Origin of the sequence: Leptothoe sp. LEGE 181152, assembly GCF_032906605.1 — a bacterium.
GTDB lineage: Bacteria > Cyanobacteriota > Cyanobacteriia > Phormidesmidales > Phormidesmidaceae > Leptothoe > Leptothoe turfae.
In genome coordinates this window covers 153,974-170,917 of the sequence record NZ_JASATU010000058.1, presented here as the reverse complement: position 1 = coordinate 170,917, position 16,944 = coordinate 153,974, and the positions used below count along the sequence as shown (strand labels likewise).

Genomic DNA, 16,944 nt, shown 5'->3' with positions numbered 1-16,944 from the left:
TTCTTTTAGGTGATTGATCCTTCAATTGCGAACTTTAAAGCTGCTCTTTTTACATAAACTTCAAAAACTCTAGTGCATTGCAGCCTGGTTACTACATTTGTTTTAAGACCAAGTTAGCCTTTGTTTAAGGATGTTTTTCTTTAAACAGATCGCGGCCAAAACTTAATGTCCTCAATGACAGGTGTTGCCCCAGGTAGTGTGTTTATCCTTTCTGAAAGCTGTTAAGGGAACCCTTTGGTTACTTGTTCATATCTTCAGAAAAGTGCCATGTAACTTGGCACATTTGCGAAAGACATACTGGGCATAATGTAGGACCGTATTATTGAAGCCTAGACGTATTTCTATAGCCTCAAAAGTTGGTCTTCTTAGCTTTCTAGCCCTGCTTGCGCTTGTTGCTTATCTGTTGACCACGACATCAGTAGTCAGAGCGATTTCCATGCGTATACTCATATATTCTTACAATTATCACCCCGAGCCCATCGGTATTGCCCCCTTAATGACCGAGTTGGCAGAAGGATTAGTTACCAAAGGGCATGAGGTGCGGGTGGTTACGGCTATGCCTAACTACCCCCAGCGTAAGATTTATCCCCAGTATCGTGGTCAACTTTTCTGTGAAGAGGAGCGCAACGGTGTTAAGATTCAGCGTTGCTATGTTGCTATTCATCCCAACCCCGGTGTTGTCACTCGTGTACTGCTAGACGGCAGTTTTTCGCTATTAAGTTTTTTACAGGCCCTCAAAGGGTGGCGGCCAGACGTTATTTTGTCGACTAGTCCGTCGTTGCCAGCCTGTATCCCCGTAGCGGTATTAAAACTTATCTATGGGTGTCCGACAGTGCTTAGCCTCCAGGATATTTTGCCAGAGGCGGCTGTTAGGACAGGGCTGATTAGTAATCAACTGGCTATCCGGATTTTTGAAGTATTAGAGAAGTTTGCCTACGCCAGTGCGACTCGCGTTGCTGTAATTACTGATAGTTTCTCGAAAAATTTGGTCAGTAAAGGTGTACCTGTCAGTAAGATTAAGCGCATCTGCAACTGGGTTGATACTAACTTTATTCGTCCTTTACCGAAATATGATAATCAGTTTCGGCAAAAGTATGGATTACAAGATAAGTTTATTGTTCTCTACTCCGGTAATATTGCTCGTACCCAGGGGGTTAGAACGATTATTCATGCAGCAGAAGCACTACAGCATTTTCAAAATATTGAATTTGTCATTGTGGGCGAAGAGCGTCAGCTTGGTGATTTGAGAAACCTGCGTAAAGAGCTGGGGGTTAACAATGTGACGTTGCTACCCTTCGCGCCTCGGGCTGAACTACCAACAATGTTGGCAGCAGCAGATGTGTCGCTAATTATGCAGAAAGCCAGCGTGGTCGGGTTTAATATGCCATCCAAAACGATGGTGCTGTTGGCCAGTGGTCGACCCATTGTGGCGTCTGTGCCTGATGGCGGGGCCGCTGCCCAAGCTGTGAGAGATAGCGGTGGTGGTTTGGTCGTAGAGCCTGAGAAGCCAAAAGCCTTAGCTAAGGCGATTCAAGATCTATACCATGACCCTGAGCGGATCGAACAGTTGGGTAAACGAGGACGGGGGTATGCGATCGCAAACTACTCCTTTGAACAATCCCTTGAGGGGTATGAGACCTTACTCGATAGCGTCGTTGATAAAATGACGGCTACTACATCCATGTCCTCGACACTGCGGCCCAAGAAGATTACCCTTAAGCCGTAGTCACAGCTGCCAACTCAGTCTGAACACTGGAGACAACCTGGGGTAACAGAATAATAAAGGTGGAGCCTTTGTCCACTTCACTTTGAGCTGAAATTGTACCGTTTAACATGCGCACAAATTCGCGGGTGATGGTGAGGCCTAAGCCAGTGCCACCATACCGTCGAGTAGAGGACAGATCTGCTTGGGTAAACGCCTCAAAGATTTTGTCCAGCTGATCTTTTTCCATGCCAATCCCCGTATCGGCAACGGTCAATTCAAGATAGTCTTCTGTTTGATAATGGATGGTCTTAACCGTTAGAGTCAGCTGACCGTTTTCAGTAAACTTGTTAGCGTTGCTAAGGAGGTTGAGCAAACACTGACGTAGCTTGTCAGCATCGCTTTCCACGGACTCGACTTCACTTAGATTCTCGATCACGACCTTGTTGCGTTTAGCATCAGCGACTGGATGAATTGTGTCCATGACATCCCGTATCAGCTCAGCAATATGGACAGGTTCTAAATGAAGTTCCATGCGGCCAGCTTCAATTTTGGATAAATCCAAAATGCTGTTGATCAGATTTAATAGATGCTTACTAGAACCCTGAATTTTGCGAAGGTCAGGGACCATACTCTCATCACCATTGATCTCAGCTTCTTCTTGCAGAATCTCACTGTAACCAATGATGCTATTGAGCGGTGTGCGCAGCTCATGGCTCATATTGGCTAAAAACGTACTTTTTGTCCTGGTTGCTGATTCAGCCGCTTCCTTGGCTTCGACTAATTCAGCTGTACGCTCTTTGACCCGAGATTCTAGTGCTTGATTATTAGTTTCTAGGGCCGCTATCGACTCCTGCAGTTGCGACGCCATCCGATTAAATGTGTGGGCAAGAAAGCCGATTTCATCATCGCTAACAATGGGAATCGACTGCTCTAGCTCTCCCTTTTCCAGCTGAGTGGCCGCTGCTGTAATGGCCGCAATCGGATTAGTAATACGCCGCGATAGTAAATAAATACCCGACAACAGTAAGCCCGTTGCCACAGACCCGATCAGCAGAATATTTCTGGCCAGGCCACGGGCAGGGGCAAAGGCCTCTGTCTGATTGATTTCAGCAATCAGCGCCAAACTTTGACCATCTAGCCAACGATAGACGCCGATGACGGGTTGGCCCGCGTAGTTTTGATAAAGACCCGACCCACGCTGACCAGCAGTGGCTGCATCGATCGCAAAGCTGGTTAAATTGTCCGGTGCCCCATTGTCTTTGCCTGATGCGATGAATGTGTTTCTGCGTTCTAATTGTCCGACAAGATAAGTGGTTCCGCTTTCCCCTAGTCCTGTGCGATCTCGAATCAGTGAATCAACATCCTGCAAATCTAAGGTGACCGAAAGCACACCAACGCGATTTTTACTACTGTCTAAAATAGGTGTGGCAAAGGTAATAGCCGTTGCCCCGGTAACGGGGGATATGTACAACGTTGGAACAATCTTGTCTGCAGCATTGGAAAAGTAGGTGGTGGTGGCCCCCAAGGGCTGATATGTTTTCTCTAATGCTTTATTAGTTGAAAATAAAACAATTCCACCCTCGGTGAGAATGGAAACTTCAGCTAGATTGGTCTTGGCTGAAATAATATCCTTTAAATATAAGGAAAGTTTGTCATAAGCGTCCTGCTTAGAATCATCATTAGCAAGCGCTTTGGTCTGTGTCTTGACCTCTGGCAAACGGGCTAAGAGTAAGATATCGCTACGCTGAACTTTAAACCACTGCGCGATTTCTTCTTCTTTAAGGGTAACGGCGACGCTGAGCCGATCAAACAATGACTGTTTAATAGTCTCTCGTGCTGAAAAGTATGTGCTAACTGAAATTGTCAGTACAGTGGCTGCTGACAATAATGATAATGGTGTAATTAACTTTAACAGCAGGCGTTTCTTTTTATTGTTCACGTTTGCCCTTTATGTTTGGTAGAGTTTGATCGCAGAGAGAGAGCACCCTGGCAATAGCTATTGCCAATCGTCAAATATTTGTTGAATCAGTTGAATGGCCTCATCTGCAGCTGATTCATTATCGAGTTCACCGAGGGCAATTTTATTCATAATCTGCCCCCAAATATTTTGCTCAGCGACCTCACCATAAGCGGGGTTTAATACTTGGTATGCAGGCCGTGTATTTTGTAGCTGTTGAACAGCGACAGAAATGTGAGTATCTCGCTGCTCTTGCCAGAATGGGTCTTTAAAGAGTTCGGGCATAACGGGTAAATACCGACCCTGGGCACCTTTGGTATAGGCCGATAGATTATTAGGCTGGGCTAGAAAGGCCAGAAAGTCTTTGGCCGCTGTCTGTTGCTTGGAGTTAGCTAAGATAACGGCCTGTTTAATTTCAATGACATAGCGCATGGGACTACCATCTGGCTTGCTGGGCCATTCGACCGTCGCTAGATTTTTATAGTAAGTCTCATCATCACTGCGCTGGGAACCTGGAGCCGAAAGGGTATGATTGACGGTCATCAGGCTTTTTCGACTTAGAAGCGAGACATTATTGCCTGTGTTATCCCAATCAACGGCATCTGGGGGAACCGTATTATTCTCGAAAAATCGGGCATAGTCTGCGATCGCAGTCACAAAGGCTTCTCGATTTTCTGGTGTTATGGCAAAACTACCCGATTCATTTAGAACTTGAACATTATGGGCTTCTAAAAATTGTTCAAAGTTATTGTAGGTATCGAGGCTAAGGGACATTGGCATACCCACACTGTAAATGTCACTGCCTTGATTCGCCTGAAGTGTGGAATGAATATTCTGCCAAAAATCCCAGAAACTTTGCCAGTCTTTAGGAATAGTTACCCGACGTTCCCCGACGGCATTGATTAATAAATCTTCCCAATAGTGAATATGAATGGCTGACTGCATCAGTGGCACAGCATAGTAGCTACGGCTGCCTCCAGTCTTATTCTGATAGTTAACGCCGTCCAGCACATTATCTGTGTAGTACTGTTTAATCGGTTGAATTACATCAGAGACATCGGCAAGTTCTCCATTCCACGCTAAACGAGGAATACTCGTTAAGTCAGCTGAGCCAGAATAGAAAATATCAGGAATATCGTCGGTACCGGTGCTCAATGCCCGATCAAGTGCTGCCAGAATGTCTTTCTGGGGAATAACGTTGAGTTCAACCTCTATCTGGCTTTGGGTTTTCCAAACTTCAATAATCTGTTTCAGTGCATCAATTTCCTCTGGATAAAACCCCTCTTGCCACCATATCTTAAGTTTGTTCTCAGATGGTATGTCATTAGGGGTGGAGACTTGTTGTCCGCGGGTACAGCTCGCAATCAAACCACCTAACCCAAACAGTGATAACTGTGCAAATTTGCGCCGTTGCATAAATACAATATCTCCAATAAAAATAGCTACTACCTCAGAGGTAAAACTATTCAAACAATCATGAAAAATCTGTATTCAGAAATGGAGAGATCAGCCTTAAAAATTCCACGTATTCTGACGATAGAGCGACCTACGGGAGCATCTAATAATTGGCCAAAAAAATTGCTTGAACGATTGTTATCGATATACAAACACCCTTCATCCTGATTTTTCGATATGCACCCAGATACTTTTAATAAAAGGTATTAACTTGCTAAACAGATTGATTTTTGCCTCTGCCTAGACTCGTTAACATCACATCAAGCCTGAAACAATTCTCATCGTTTTATTACTGAAGCTTGAAATAAGAATATCACTCTGTATCACATATATAGTCTATGGGATATTACTGCAAGTCTAATCAATAAAATAGGAAAAATGATACTTACTGCCCATATCTTAATGTTTTTCATGAGGTCTTTCTAATGAAAACAATGATTTTTTAAATAATTTATTCTAAACACAACACAGCTACTTTTGTTACCATCAATGGAGTGATAATCAATACATGAGTTTGTGTAAATTCACCGGGTTTATCTAAATGTTCAAGTCCATTAGATGTGCTCAGGAAAGTAAGGTAAAGAAATCGTGTTAGATACAAGCTTTATCTTAAAAATAAGACGAAGAATTACCTTGTATTTTTAATAGAAACTACCCATCGAATGAGCATTTACTCGATGGGTAATCTGTCTTTATTAAGACTACGGTTTATATAAAAGGCCTTTCTATACCAATTTTTCGAACGTCAGCTACACAGTCTTAGGAAATAAAATCCATTAACGCCAAATTTTGGATGTACAGACGTTCCATGGAACGTCTCTTCAACACTCACTGTTGGAAGTTAGTTATGGCTTGCTCTTTAGCACGGGTACTTTAAACCTCAGCAGTGGCTAACTGGTGCTTAACGCGGGGAATTATCTGAGGAATCCGAATTTTGAACATAGCCCCCTTATTCGGTCTGTTTTGGGCTGTGACAACACCTCCAAGCATATACACAAATTCGCGAGTGATGGTTAACCCTAAGCCAGTACCATCAAATGGGCGAGTTGATGAATCATCAGCTTGAGTAAATGCTTCAAAAACATGTTCTAGCTGGTCTGGAGCTATGCCAATACCCGTATCTTCAACTGTAAATTCAAGGTAGCTTTCATCTTGATGCTGTGATGTTTGCACAGTGAGAATAATCTGACCGCGCTCAGTAAACTTATTGGCATTACTGAGTAAATGTAAAAGGCACTGGCGTAGTTTACCAAAGTCGGTTTCAATCGAACCCATGGTATTAGCCGTATTGAGAGTGATGTGATTGAGTTTCTTTTCTGCGTTTGGTCGGATAGTTTCCAGGACATCTTCTACAAGAGCCATGACATTTACGGATTGTAGCTGTAGCTCCATGCGACCCGCCTCAATTTTGGACAGCTCAAGTACACTGTTAATTAAATTGAGTAAATGTTTACTAGAGCCCTGAATTTTACGTAAGTCAGGAATGAGACTGGCCTCACCAATAATTTCCACATCTTCTTCGATCATTTCGCTATAGCCAATGATACTATTGAGCGGTGTTCGAAGTTCGTGGCTCATATTAGCCAAAAAAGCACTCTTGGTACGAGTGGCAGCTTCTGCCACTTCTTTTGCTGCTTCTAACTCAACTGTTCGCTCCTTAACCCGTATTTCCAGTTCTTGGTTAGTACTTTCTAGGGTATCAAAAGACTGTTTGAGCTGCTGACTCATATGATTGAATGCCTGAGCCAGGACACCGATTTCATCTTTACTATTGACTGACAGTGACTGCTCGAGTTGACCGCTTTGGAGCTGAATCGCAGCTTTAGTAATTTCTGTAATGGGTCGAGTAATACGACGAGATAATAAATAAATACCTGATAACAATAACCCCGTTGCCACAAAACCGATTAATAAGATATTCCTGGCGAGGGCACGGGCTGGAGCAAACGCTTCCCGTTGGTTCATTTCCGCTAGGAGAGCTAGATTTTGGCTATCTAACCAACGGTAGACACCAATGACCGGTTTGCCTGCATAGTTTTGATAAAGGCCAGCCCCACTTTCGCCTGAGGTGGCGGCATCAATGGCAAAGCTGCTGATATTACCTGCTGATTCTTCATCTTTATCAGAGACAATAAATGTATTTTGTTCCTCGATCTGGCCAACCAGGTATGTGGTTCCCGTTTTACCTAGTCCGGTTCGTTCCTGAATTAAGGCATCCACTTCTCTTAAATCTAGAGTGACCCTCAGCACTCCAATCCGATTTTTAGCTGCATCTAGGATCGGTGTTGCTAAGGTAATAGCTGTTGTACCGGTGGTGGGAGAACTGTAGGGAATGGGGATAATATCGCCTGAGCCATCAGCAAAGTAGGTTGTATTGGCGTCTAGGGATTGAGACGTATTTTCTAGTTTTTTATTGGTTGAAAACACAACCATGCCATCGTCTGCCACAATTGACACCTCTGCGAAGTCGGGCTTCAGCGTGATGATGTTTCGCAGATAAGATGCGAGTTTTGTGCGGGCATTTTTTTTGAGTTCTAGAGCAGATGGCGGTTCAGCTTGGGGGATATCTTCCGGAGGTGGAGCCATGTCAGATACCAGGCGCTCAGTCTGGGTCTGAATTTCTGGCAAACGGGCCAGCAGCAGAATATCGTTACGATGGGTTTGAAACCACTGAGTGAGTTCTTCTTCCTTGAGGGTGGCTGCTACGCTCAAGCGGTCGTATAGCGATCTTTTCAGGGTTTCCCGTGCCGAGAAATATGTGCTCACTGAAATTGTCAATATGGTAGCGACAGACAATAACGACAGGGGAGTAATGAGCCGAAGCAGTAGGCTTTTAGATTTGATTTTCACGCTGAGCTTCCCTTACAGGCTGGATGGATGTCGTAGGCTGGGAACCCATAGTATCCAGACGAGCAAAGCAATTCCGGATCGCTATGACTGTCAGTTGTTCCCTTCTACACTTCCAGACGCGATCAGGGGTCGTCAGGAGCCCATACTCAGAAACAGTCTAAAAAATTAGGTGTTTCTAAACACAGCTATGTGATGACTGATACCGATAGGTCATGGGCACCATGGCTTTACTCTTCTGCTTTAGTTAATTGCTCAAGTAGTTTTCCTAAGCGTGTTTGAGCAGCCCCATAGGCTGGCCAGTCTCCCCGTTGTAGTGCTTGCTGACCTTGGGTATAAGCTTCTAGAGCAGATTGAATCAGGGCCTGTTGATCGGCTGTGGGAGATGCCGGTGTAGGTGGTGGCGTCGATGTTTCTGGAGTGGTTTCTGCCACTGAAGGTGTAGGACGAAGCGGCCCAAACAGTCTAGTTAAACTGTCTTCCAATGTTTGTTCCATCACAATTGTGTCTTTGTAGGCCACAATCACCCGTTTGAGTTCTGGAATAGCGTTGCTATTGTTATTTTGTCCCCGCGCTTGTAGATAGACAGGTTCTACATACAGCAGTGACTCCTCAATAGGGATAACCAGTAAATCCCCACGAAAGACTTCTGAGCCTTCTTGATTCCAAAGCGTTAATTGTTGAGAAATTTCAGTATCTTGATCGATACGGGAATCAATTTGGCGAGGGCCATAGATTAAGGCCTGTCTAGAGAATTCATAGGTTAACAGTTTGCCATAGTTATTCCCATCACAGCGTGCTGTCATCCACGCCACCATATTATTTTTCTGTACCGGGGTAAAAGGCACGATCAACATAAATTCTTCTGCTTCACCTTCGGGCAGTTTCATGATGACGTAGTACGGTTCCAGGGTTTCTGAGCTTTCTTCTCGTGTGATCTGAGTTGGGAAATCCCAGAGGTCTTCCTGGTTGTAAAACACATCTGGACGATCCATATGATAGGCTCGATAGACTTGAGCCTGAATCTTAAACAGCATTTGAGGATAGCGAAAATGCTGTTGGAGTGTAGGTGGTGCGCTTTCTAAATTGTCAAATAATGTGGGAAAGCTCTGTTGAAAAGAAGCCAGAATGGGGTCCTCTGTGTCAACAATGTAAAGCTTGATGGTGCCGTCATAGGCGTCGACCACAGCTTTAACAGGATTACGGATGTAGTTAGTGCCACTGCTGACAATACGCTGCATAGCGCGCCCCTGTAATACGTCTTCAATGCCCTCACTGCGCCATAGAGGTTCAGAATAGGGATAGCGATCGCTGAGGGTATAGGCATCAACAATCCATTGGAGTCGCCCGTCAATGATGGCTAAATAGGGATCGCTATCGAGGGAAAGAAAGGGAGCTAACTGTTGAATGCGCTGCTGAATTAATCGATGGTAGTGAATCCGAGAATTCTCTCCGAGAGAGTTGGACAGTAGCAGTTGCCAGTCGCCTAGGTTGTAAGCATAGGCTAGTCTTCGTAGCATGGAACCAATGGGAACACCCCCAGGACCTGTGTAGTTATATTGGGCGTTATCATTGCCTAGGGGATAGTCAAATTCAGCCTGGTCAGTGCCAGTTAAGATGTAGCGATCTGTTGCTTCTCCATAATAAATTCGAGGTTGCTCGATGGTGAGATCGACAGTGCTTGTTGGGGGTAAGTCCTTGATAAATAATTCCGGTAGACCATCTTCGGTAACCTTATTCACTGGACTCATGGCCAGACCATAGCCATGGGTATAAATTATGTGTTGGTTGACCCATGTTTGGGCTTGGGCAGGTAGGGCATCATCCACTAGCTCCCGAGGCGATAACATTACCTGACGGTAGTCGTTATCTAAGGTGTAGCGATCAATGTCAACGTCTTGAAATTTGTAATAGGGACGTAGGGTTTGCAAACTACCGTAGGTACTTTGCAGAGGGCGATAGTCCCATAGGCGAATGTTGTCGATAGTGCCGCTATTACTTGCTAGAGTAGTGGCATCTAGCTGATTTTTAACGTCAAAAGATTCTTGCTGAACATCATCTAGACCATAGGCTAGGCGGGTAAGTTCAATGTTATCGGCGATGTAGGGAGCTTCTTTTTGCAGTTCGTTAGGTTCTACAACAAACTTTTGTTGTCCCCAGGGATATACCCCAGTCACCAGAACAAAAACGGCTACATAGAGACTAATGGCTGTAAGCGGTAGCAGAAAACCGCTACGCCACAGGGAAAGTAAGAATAAAATACCGACGGCAATGGTGATGAATCCCATGATGCCGTAGGCTTGCATACGAGCATTGACATCGGTATAGCCGGCACCAAAGACAACGCCTGTTGAAGAATAGAGGAGTTCGTAGCGAGCGAGCCAAAATCCTAAGGCAACGACAGCAGCTAATCCAGCTAACAATACACAGAAGTGGGTTTTGACTTCTCCGGTGAGAAAGTATTTCCAACCGCGTTCTGGGCGAATTTCTCCTTTAACCCCATAAATGCTGGCTGCAAGTGCTAGACTCCATACCAATATTTCGATGATAGCCCTATGTAAACTCTCGAAGAGGGGGAGTTGGAAAATATAAAAGCTCATTTCGCGCCCATACAGAGGGTCTTGGGCACCAAAGTCTACCGGGTGAAGAAACTTGAGGACATCCTGCCAGGCTTCAATACCATTGATGGCAGCGGTTAAAGCTAGCAACGTAATCAGACCAAAGCTAACGTAGCGGATTAAGCTTGGTAAATAGGGATCCCACTGGGGATTTTGCACAACCCGTAGGGGACGTTCGCGAGTAATGCGTTGAGCAATTGCATAGTTTATGAATAAAATTAACCACCAGCTGGCAAAGGCTAGGATTGCGATCGCACCCTGCCAGCGCAATCGAGTCCATAGAATATCTGCAAACCCAACCGAGTCGAACCACCACACTTCTGTGATCAAGTGCACGAAGGATCCAGAGAAGGTAAGCGCAAGCAACCCTCCGAGAATTAGCCACAACCACTTTGCACTCATGCTCTAACCTGTCAGATAACGCCCAAGTATCGGGGATTAAAGATGGTTTACACCATTTGTTCCTCGAACCTACAAAGCTTAGCGCAAGCTTATGAATCCCAGAGTTTTTTTTAAGTAGTCAAAAGAAACTAGTGCATAGTAGGCCATGATCACCGAGCAAGTTTTAACTTTTATGGCGTTGCTCTAGTGTTATGTAAATCTGAGAATTTAGGCTAAGTGGCGATGTCTAACCGCAGGTTTAAGGTCGATGCGCTTAATGTGCGAGTCTATCCAGATCCAGACTCGTTAGCTCAGGCGGCGGCACAGCAAGTTATTGTCCAGCTACAGCAGACACTTCAGCATCAGCCACAGGCCACCATCGTGTTTGCTACCGGGCGATCGCAACTGGGTCTATTAGGGTACCTTCGCCGTGATACCACTGTAGATTGGTCACGGGTGATCGGCTTTCACCTGGATGAGTTTTTAGGTTTGAGTCGCGAGCATCCGGCTAGCTTTGGCGCTTACTTGCACCATCACATTGTCCGATGGTTACCGTTTCAAGTATTTAATTATCTCAATGGTGATGCATTAGAGCCGATTGAAGAGTGCGATCGCTACACCCAGTTGCTCACCCAAAAACCAATTGATATCTGTTTACTGGGTATTGGCGATAACGGCCACCTAGCCTTTAATGATCCAGCCGTAGCAGATTTCCATGATTCTCGATGGGTAAAACTTGTACGCTTGGACAACATCAACCGCCAACAACAATTGACCTCTGGATATTTCCCACAGCTTTCAGCTGTTCCTGCCTATGCGATTACCCTCAGCCTGAGTGCCATCCGCAGTGCTCGATATAATCTCTGCTGTGTCTTTGGAGATTATAAAGCTGATGTTCTTAAAACGGTACTAACAGTCTCTCCATCTGAAGCTTGTCCTGCTTCTATTCTAAGACTTGATGGCAAAGGAAAAAACACTCTCTTTATAGATGAACCAGCCTGCCGACTCTTCTCAAATATGACATAAAGGTACAAGAGTCAACAGAGGCGAAATAAACGCCTACCATGCTAACGCTTGTACCCCATATCGCTCTCACAATTCCTACAGATTTGCCGGTAGCGCAACGCCTGTCACTGTTTCTTTTGTTAGATTTCCTGTATCAGAAATTTATGAATCAGCACTCAACACTGAGAACTGATCGTCCTCATTAGGCAGGGCACCACAAACTATTATTCTGTAACCCAACGGTCCAAATAGGTTCTTGTGAGATTTTTGTATTAGCTGGGTTAGCACGACTGAGCCAGACAACAGGCTCATCTAAATCCAATACTGTCTCACCTTCATCGGTGGTGATAGTCACTAGCTGTTGGTGAATGGTCATACCGTGGATAGGTAACCAACCAGACTGACCTTGCAAAAGCAAATCACGACTGTGATCGCGACGAATGAATAATCGTCGTAATACCCGCCAATCTTGCCACAGCCGTTTAGCACTATCACTGTTGAGATAGTAATCAGGCAGCACTTCTAGGGGCATGTAATCGTGTGTAGGGGATTGCCCAACCATGGCAAACTGCTGCCCCCAACTTACTCCAAAGATTATATTTAAAGCGTTATATATTAACTGAATCAGTCGTTCCCATAGCTTTGGCTGACGATGGGGTTGGGATGACCAAACCCCATCGCAGGGAATGGGGTTGTTAATTAAAAACATCGGATTGAACCATTTTTTAACGGGGTACAACTTGGAACTCCTATGGCCTATTGACCTTGACATAGTTCAGCATTCTGCCAAAGGATCTATGGACAGGAAAAAAATACAGAAATACATAGCTAATTCCGTATTTCTACGGATTCCAATGGTCAGACATCCATGGACGGTACCTACCTTAACTCCTATTCTTTGTTTAATTAAAGTTCTCTCATAAATCCTTGAAACCTTTATTTCTAAGGGTGTCTGTCTTTCATAGATGATCTTTATGTGCCCCTTATGCCCTGAATGTTGTCATGTCATGGCAGCCTCGTAGGTCACAATTTTACAACCGAACGTCCAACTTAATTGGCGATGCGATTCCTGACTACGTCGAGAGTAAGGCTGTATTTGATAGCCCAGTTGAAACTGCATGCTGAAACCTGGCTACATCATCCTGGGTCCCAATACTGAGTGCCGCTGCGCCAAAAGCTCAGGATCAAGGATGCTGAACGGCACTCAAAATAAGCGTATGTTATTTGATATTGAGATGTAGCATAGCTTGAAAAATACAAAAGGTTTGATGTGGTCTATCTGATGAATTGAGAGATTGTTGTGTGGTTTACCTAAAAATAGGGCCAGCCACAATATGAGGCCGAAGATCGTTCTCACATTGTGGCTGATTTCTCGACCTTATGGCCTCAACTTTAAGACTTCAGTCTTGTGGCCAGGAAAAGAACAGCTATTTTGTTGTTTTGGGTATGAGGCTGTAAAAGTTTGCGTTTCGGAAGATTATTTCAGTGAGCACACCATAATCTGACACAAGACATTTATCAGAATCAATGTATAGTCTGCTTGATCTTAATCACTTCGCTTGAGTCTAAACTAAACCATCTAAGTCAACAGAATTTTCATAAAGACAGCTAGAGTGGCCATGCAATATAGAAGGCAAAGACCATTAAAAAGCCATAGCAAACTGATCATTGAAAAATGAAGCCATGGATTAGTGTTGATTTGAGATGCAAAATTCATAGATGAGTATCTTTGCCGTCACAGATAATCTTAGTGACATAAAAATCTTTGATCGCAAGACTCTTAAAAAATTCAGGTTTGTTTAAATTTGTTTAAAGTCCATCGATCAAGTACATGGCTTGATTGTTTGTATGTAGGCTAGGTCTAGCAAACAATTTCTGACCTTTTGCGATCGCAAGCCCCGCCCGCCCCAGCATTAAAGCATCCCATTCTCCTTCCCGTAATAGACATAGCCTCAGGCGACCCTCGACAGTCACCGTGCCCGAGACAACTGGCACAAAACGAATATAGTCGCTAACGTTGCTGCATGGGGTTCCCTGGGTGAATGGGTAATCGGGATTATCCGCTACTTTAGTAGCCTTTCCATCTTCCACCGTCACTAACATTGAACAGGTGTCAAGACAATCGTGGGGAGAAGCACTATTCACATTTTTACAGATTTACTGTTAACTAGATTACTTTTTAAGTTGAATGTTGTTATGCCCTGACAATGGGATTATCTGCCAAGATTAGACAAAAACCCACCCTTATTTATGTTGACTCAGTAAGCAGGGTAACAACGTCCATGGCCACGAACGTTTAGAGGTTTCTGGTTAAGCTTGAAAGGTTACTAGCGGCGGACGACAGGCATCATTAGCTCAATTTTATCCCAATACTAGTCTGAAGATGTGCCTATATTTATCAAATAATGAGAGAGCAAAGGCTCCATGAAATTAGCGGAATTAAGTCAGCAGCAAAAACAGTTATTGCAGCAGTATAAAGAACGAGGCGGAGTCATCGATTGGGTAGCGATGGAGTTGGAGGAGCAACCCTACGATGATTATGATACTCATTGGCAAGCCGCAATATTAGCCTTAGACGCAATAGCCCAAGATATTGATGAGGACTTTCACACTATTCTCGAAAGCCCTGAAAATCAGCATCACAATCGAGATGATTTTTTTCAGTTGACATATGATGTCAGCAAATTTGTTGGGAATATCATCAGCTTGGAGCAATTCCTAGGTTCGTCCTTTAACGTGTCGTCTCGGAAACTGTTAGTCAGGGGTCAAAGCAAGCGACACGTCAATGACTTATTTTGGGTTGGCGACGCGGAAATTCCAGAGAATATCGTTGGAGAGTGCGGTTTTTATGAACCTGACAGTTTTGGGCTTGCTGATGCGTTTCTATCTCCTCCATACGGTATTACTGGATCGTCCTTAGAACTCAACACGCTATTTTTAGAGATCGCAGAACACTTCTTTGCATCATTCACTGATGCAGGGCAGATCTATAGCTGGAGCGACGATTGTTCCAATTACTTTGACGCAGGAAAAGAATGGTGGGGTACGTTGTTTTGCACTTACTTTTGCCGACCAGACTCAACGCTTGTAGTAGTAATGGCATCGACTACTGATTAGTGTGATCAAGTCGTCTGATAGGTTAATAGTAATTGTGGGATTGCTTATGGGGCAAAATTTTCAGCAAAACTCTAATCACTATTTTAGCTGTGTCAAACCAAATTGTTGTCCAGTGACGACACCATTATTAAATTTTCCTGATAGTAGCGGAACCTCTTACCTGTTCAATTCATCTGATAGCTCGAAGCTATTTTCCATCAGTATCTCCTGGAGCTATCTATTCGACGAAGTATTTATTATAAGTATCTTCCCTCAATACTCTTTTTATATAGTTTTTTCGTAATAAGGAGCATCCCCATACATCACCCATGCCAGGCATGATATAGCTTATTTTTAGGTGTGAAAATTTCATTGCACACTGAACCAATACAGGTTAAATGGTGTCCCCCCGCCCTTAAGTTATTTTTATTTAAAAAAATGAAGGACTTTATGAAGTCTACAAAACTAAAATCTTTTGTATGGTTACTGACTGTTGGAATGCTGGCTGTAACCACACTAACGACAACTGTGCATGAAACTGCATATGCAAAACTCCATGTTGACAATCCGTTTGTTGGGGCAACTGCCTACCTGAACCTGGACTATGGGGAAAACGTGAAAAAACAGGCCACCCAAACCGCTGGCAGATTAGGCGAAAAAATGGCCCAGGTCGCCACCTACCCGACCGCAGTCTGGATGGATCGCATTGGCGCAATTACAGGAACAGCGACCGATGGCACCAAAATTGCCATGAGCTTACGTGAGCATTTGGATACCGCGCTAGCGCAAAAGCTCCCCGGTAAACCGATCACCTTTTTGATGGTGGTCTACAATCTACCGAACCGGGATTGTCATGCGTTGGCTTCAAATGGCGAAATTCCCCATGGGGGCATTGAACGCTATAAAACTGACTACATCGATCCGATCGCAAAGATTGTTAGCGATCCGAAATATGCCCATATCCGGATTGTCGCCACGATCGAACCGGATTCATTACCTAACCTTGTCACCAACCTTTCAACGCCTGCCTGTGCAAAGGCAAAATCGAGTGGCGAATATGTCGAAGGTGTGAAATATGCTTTAAATAAGCTGTATCCAATCCCTAACGTCTATACCTATGTTGATCTTGGTCATTCTGGTTGGTTAGGCTGGGATAGTGCGTTTAGTCCGACGGTGACGTTGATCGCTGATACGATTAAGGGCACACAAGCTGGCGTAAACGCAGTGGATGGTTTTATTTCAAATACCTCCGGCAGCACCCCGATAATTGAGCCGTTTATTAAAGAATATACTGGTGGCCAGCCGAGCCGCTCCTCTGATTTCTATGACTGGAACCCCTATATTGACGAAATCAGCTATATGGGCGCGATGTACGATGCTTTTGTGGCTGAAGGTCTACCGACGACGATTGGTATGTTAGTGGATACCAGCCGTAACGGATGGGGCGGCCCAAATCGTCCGACTGTTGCCAGCACCGCTACAGATGTGAATACCTTTGTAGATGAGTCTCGCATTGATAGACGACCTCATCGCGGTGGCTGGTGTAACCAGATCGGCATGGGTATCGGTGAACGCCCGGTCGTAGAACCTTATGAACATTTTGATGCCTTTGTATGGGTGAAACCTCCGGGAGAATCTGATGGTGTTAGCGAAGCTGGCATTATTGATCCCAATGATCCGGCCAAAGGATTTGATGGGATGTGCGATCCGAACGCGACCAATAGAGACAAACCACAATACTCGACTAATGCCATGGCTGGGGCCCCCCATGCCGGGTGGTGGTTCGCGGAACAGTTTGAAATGTTGGTCGAAAATGCTTATCCCCCACTTCCATGACTGCCAATAGTAGACTCAGGACAAACTTAGACAAATATTGCAAT

General features: G+C 44.5%; 10 protein-coding genes. 4 read left to right on the top strand and 6 right to left on the bottom strand.

Features of this window, described 5'->3' with window-relative positions:
* Window positions 1-436 precede the first annotated feature (436 nt).
* On the top strand, window positions 437-1,726 hold the full coding sequence (locus QGP82_RS26460; protein ID WP_163659501.1) for a glycosyltransferase family 4 protein: 1,290 nt from the start codon (window positions 437-439) through the stop codon (window positions 1,724-1,726).
* Here the strand turns inward: QGP82_RS26460 and QGP82_RS26455 are convergent.
* From QGP82_RS26455 to QGP82_RS26440, 4 genes are all read right to left on the bottom strand, one after another.
* A complete protein-coding gene (locus tag QGP82_RS26455; protein ID WP_499061521.1) occupies window positions 1,716-3,644 on the bottom strand; it encodes a sensor histidine kinase in 1,929 nt (642 codons plus the stop codon). The two genes, QGP82_RS26460 and QGP82_RS26455, sit on opposite strands and share 11 nt — an antisense overlap.
* A 57-nt stretch (window positions 3,645-3,701) precedes the next feature.
* Window positions 3,702-5,078 (bottom strand): ABC transporter substrate-binding protein, encoded by a 1,377-nt coding sequence (locus tag QGP82_RS26450; protein WP_163659503.1) that lies wholly within the window; start codon window positions 5,076-5,078, stop codon window positions 3,702-3,704.
* 912 nt (window positions 5,079-5,990) lie between these two features.
* Window positions 5,991-7,967, bottom strand: coding sequence for a sensor histidine kinase (locus QGP82_RS26445; protein WP_499061520.1), 1,977 nt, complete (start codon window positions 7,965-7,967; stop codon window positions 5,991-5,993).
* 227 nt (window positions 7,968-8,194) lie between these two features.
* Window positions 8,195-10,984 (bottom strand): UPF0182 family membrane protein, encoded by a 2,790-nt coding sequence (locus tag QGP82_RS26440; RefSeq protein WP_499061519.1) that lies wholly within the window; start codon window positions 10,982-10,984, stop codon window positions 8,195-8,197.
* A gap of 222 nt (window positions 10,985-11,206) precedes the next feature.
* On the opposite strand from QGP82_RS26440, the gene QGP82_RS26435 reads away from it, so the two are divergent.
* Window positions 11,207-11,989: a 6-phosphogluconolactonase gene (locus tag QGP82_RS26435; protein ID WP_499061518.1), complete on the top strand. Its 783-nt coding sequence runs from the start codon at window positions 11,207-11,209 to the stop codon at window positions 11,987-11,989.
* A 181-nt stretch (window positions 11,990-12,170) separates the two neighbouring features.
* Here the strand turns inward: QGP82_RS26435 and QGP82_RS26430 are convergent, their stop codons facing one another.
* The gene (locus QGP82_RS26430; protein ID WP_163659509.1) at window positions 12,171-12,677 is read right to left on the bottom strand and encodes a hypothetical protein; all 507 of its coding nucleotides are present in this window, start codon (window positions 12,675-12,677) and stop codon (window positions 12,171-12,173) included.
* Between the two features lie 1,100 nt (window positions 12,678-13,777).
* Entirely contained in the window at window positions 13,778-14,113 is a 336-nt protein-coding gene (locus QGP82_RS26425) for a hypothetical protein (RefSeq protein ID WP_499061517.1), read from the bottom strand.
* A gap of 279 nt (window positions 14,114-14,392) precedes the next feature.
* Between QGP82_RS26425 and QGP82_RS26420 the strand changes: the two genes are divergently transcribed.
* Together QGP82_RS26420 and QGP82_RS26415 are read left to right on the top strand one after the other, a co-directional pair.
* A complete protein-coding gene (locus tag QGP82_RS26420; protein ID WP_163659511.1) occupies window positions 14,393-15,085 on the top strand; it encodes a hypothetical protein in 693 nt (230 codons plus the stop codon).
* Between the two features lie 429 nt (window positions 15,086-15,514).
* Window positions 15,515-16,900 (top strand): glycoside hydrolase family 6 protein, encoded by a 1,386-nt coding sequence (locus QGP82_RS26415; protein WP_163659513.1) that lies wholly within the window; start codon window positions 15,515-15,517, stop codon window positions 16,898-16,900.
* The last annotated feature ends 44 nt before the right edge of the window (window positions 16,901-16,944 follow it).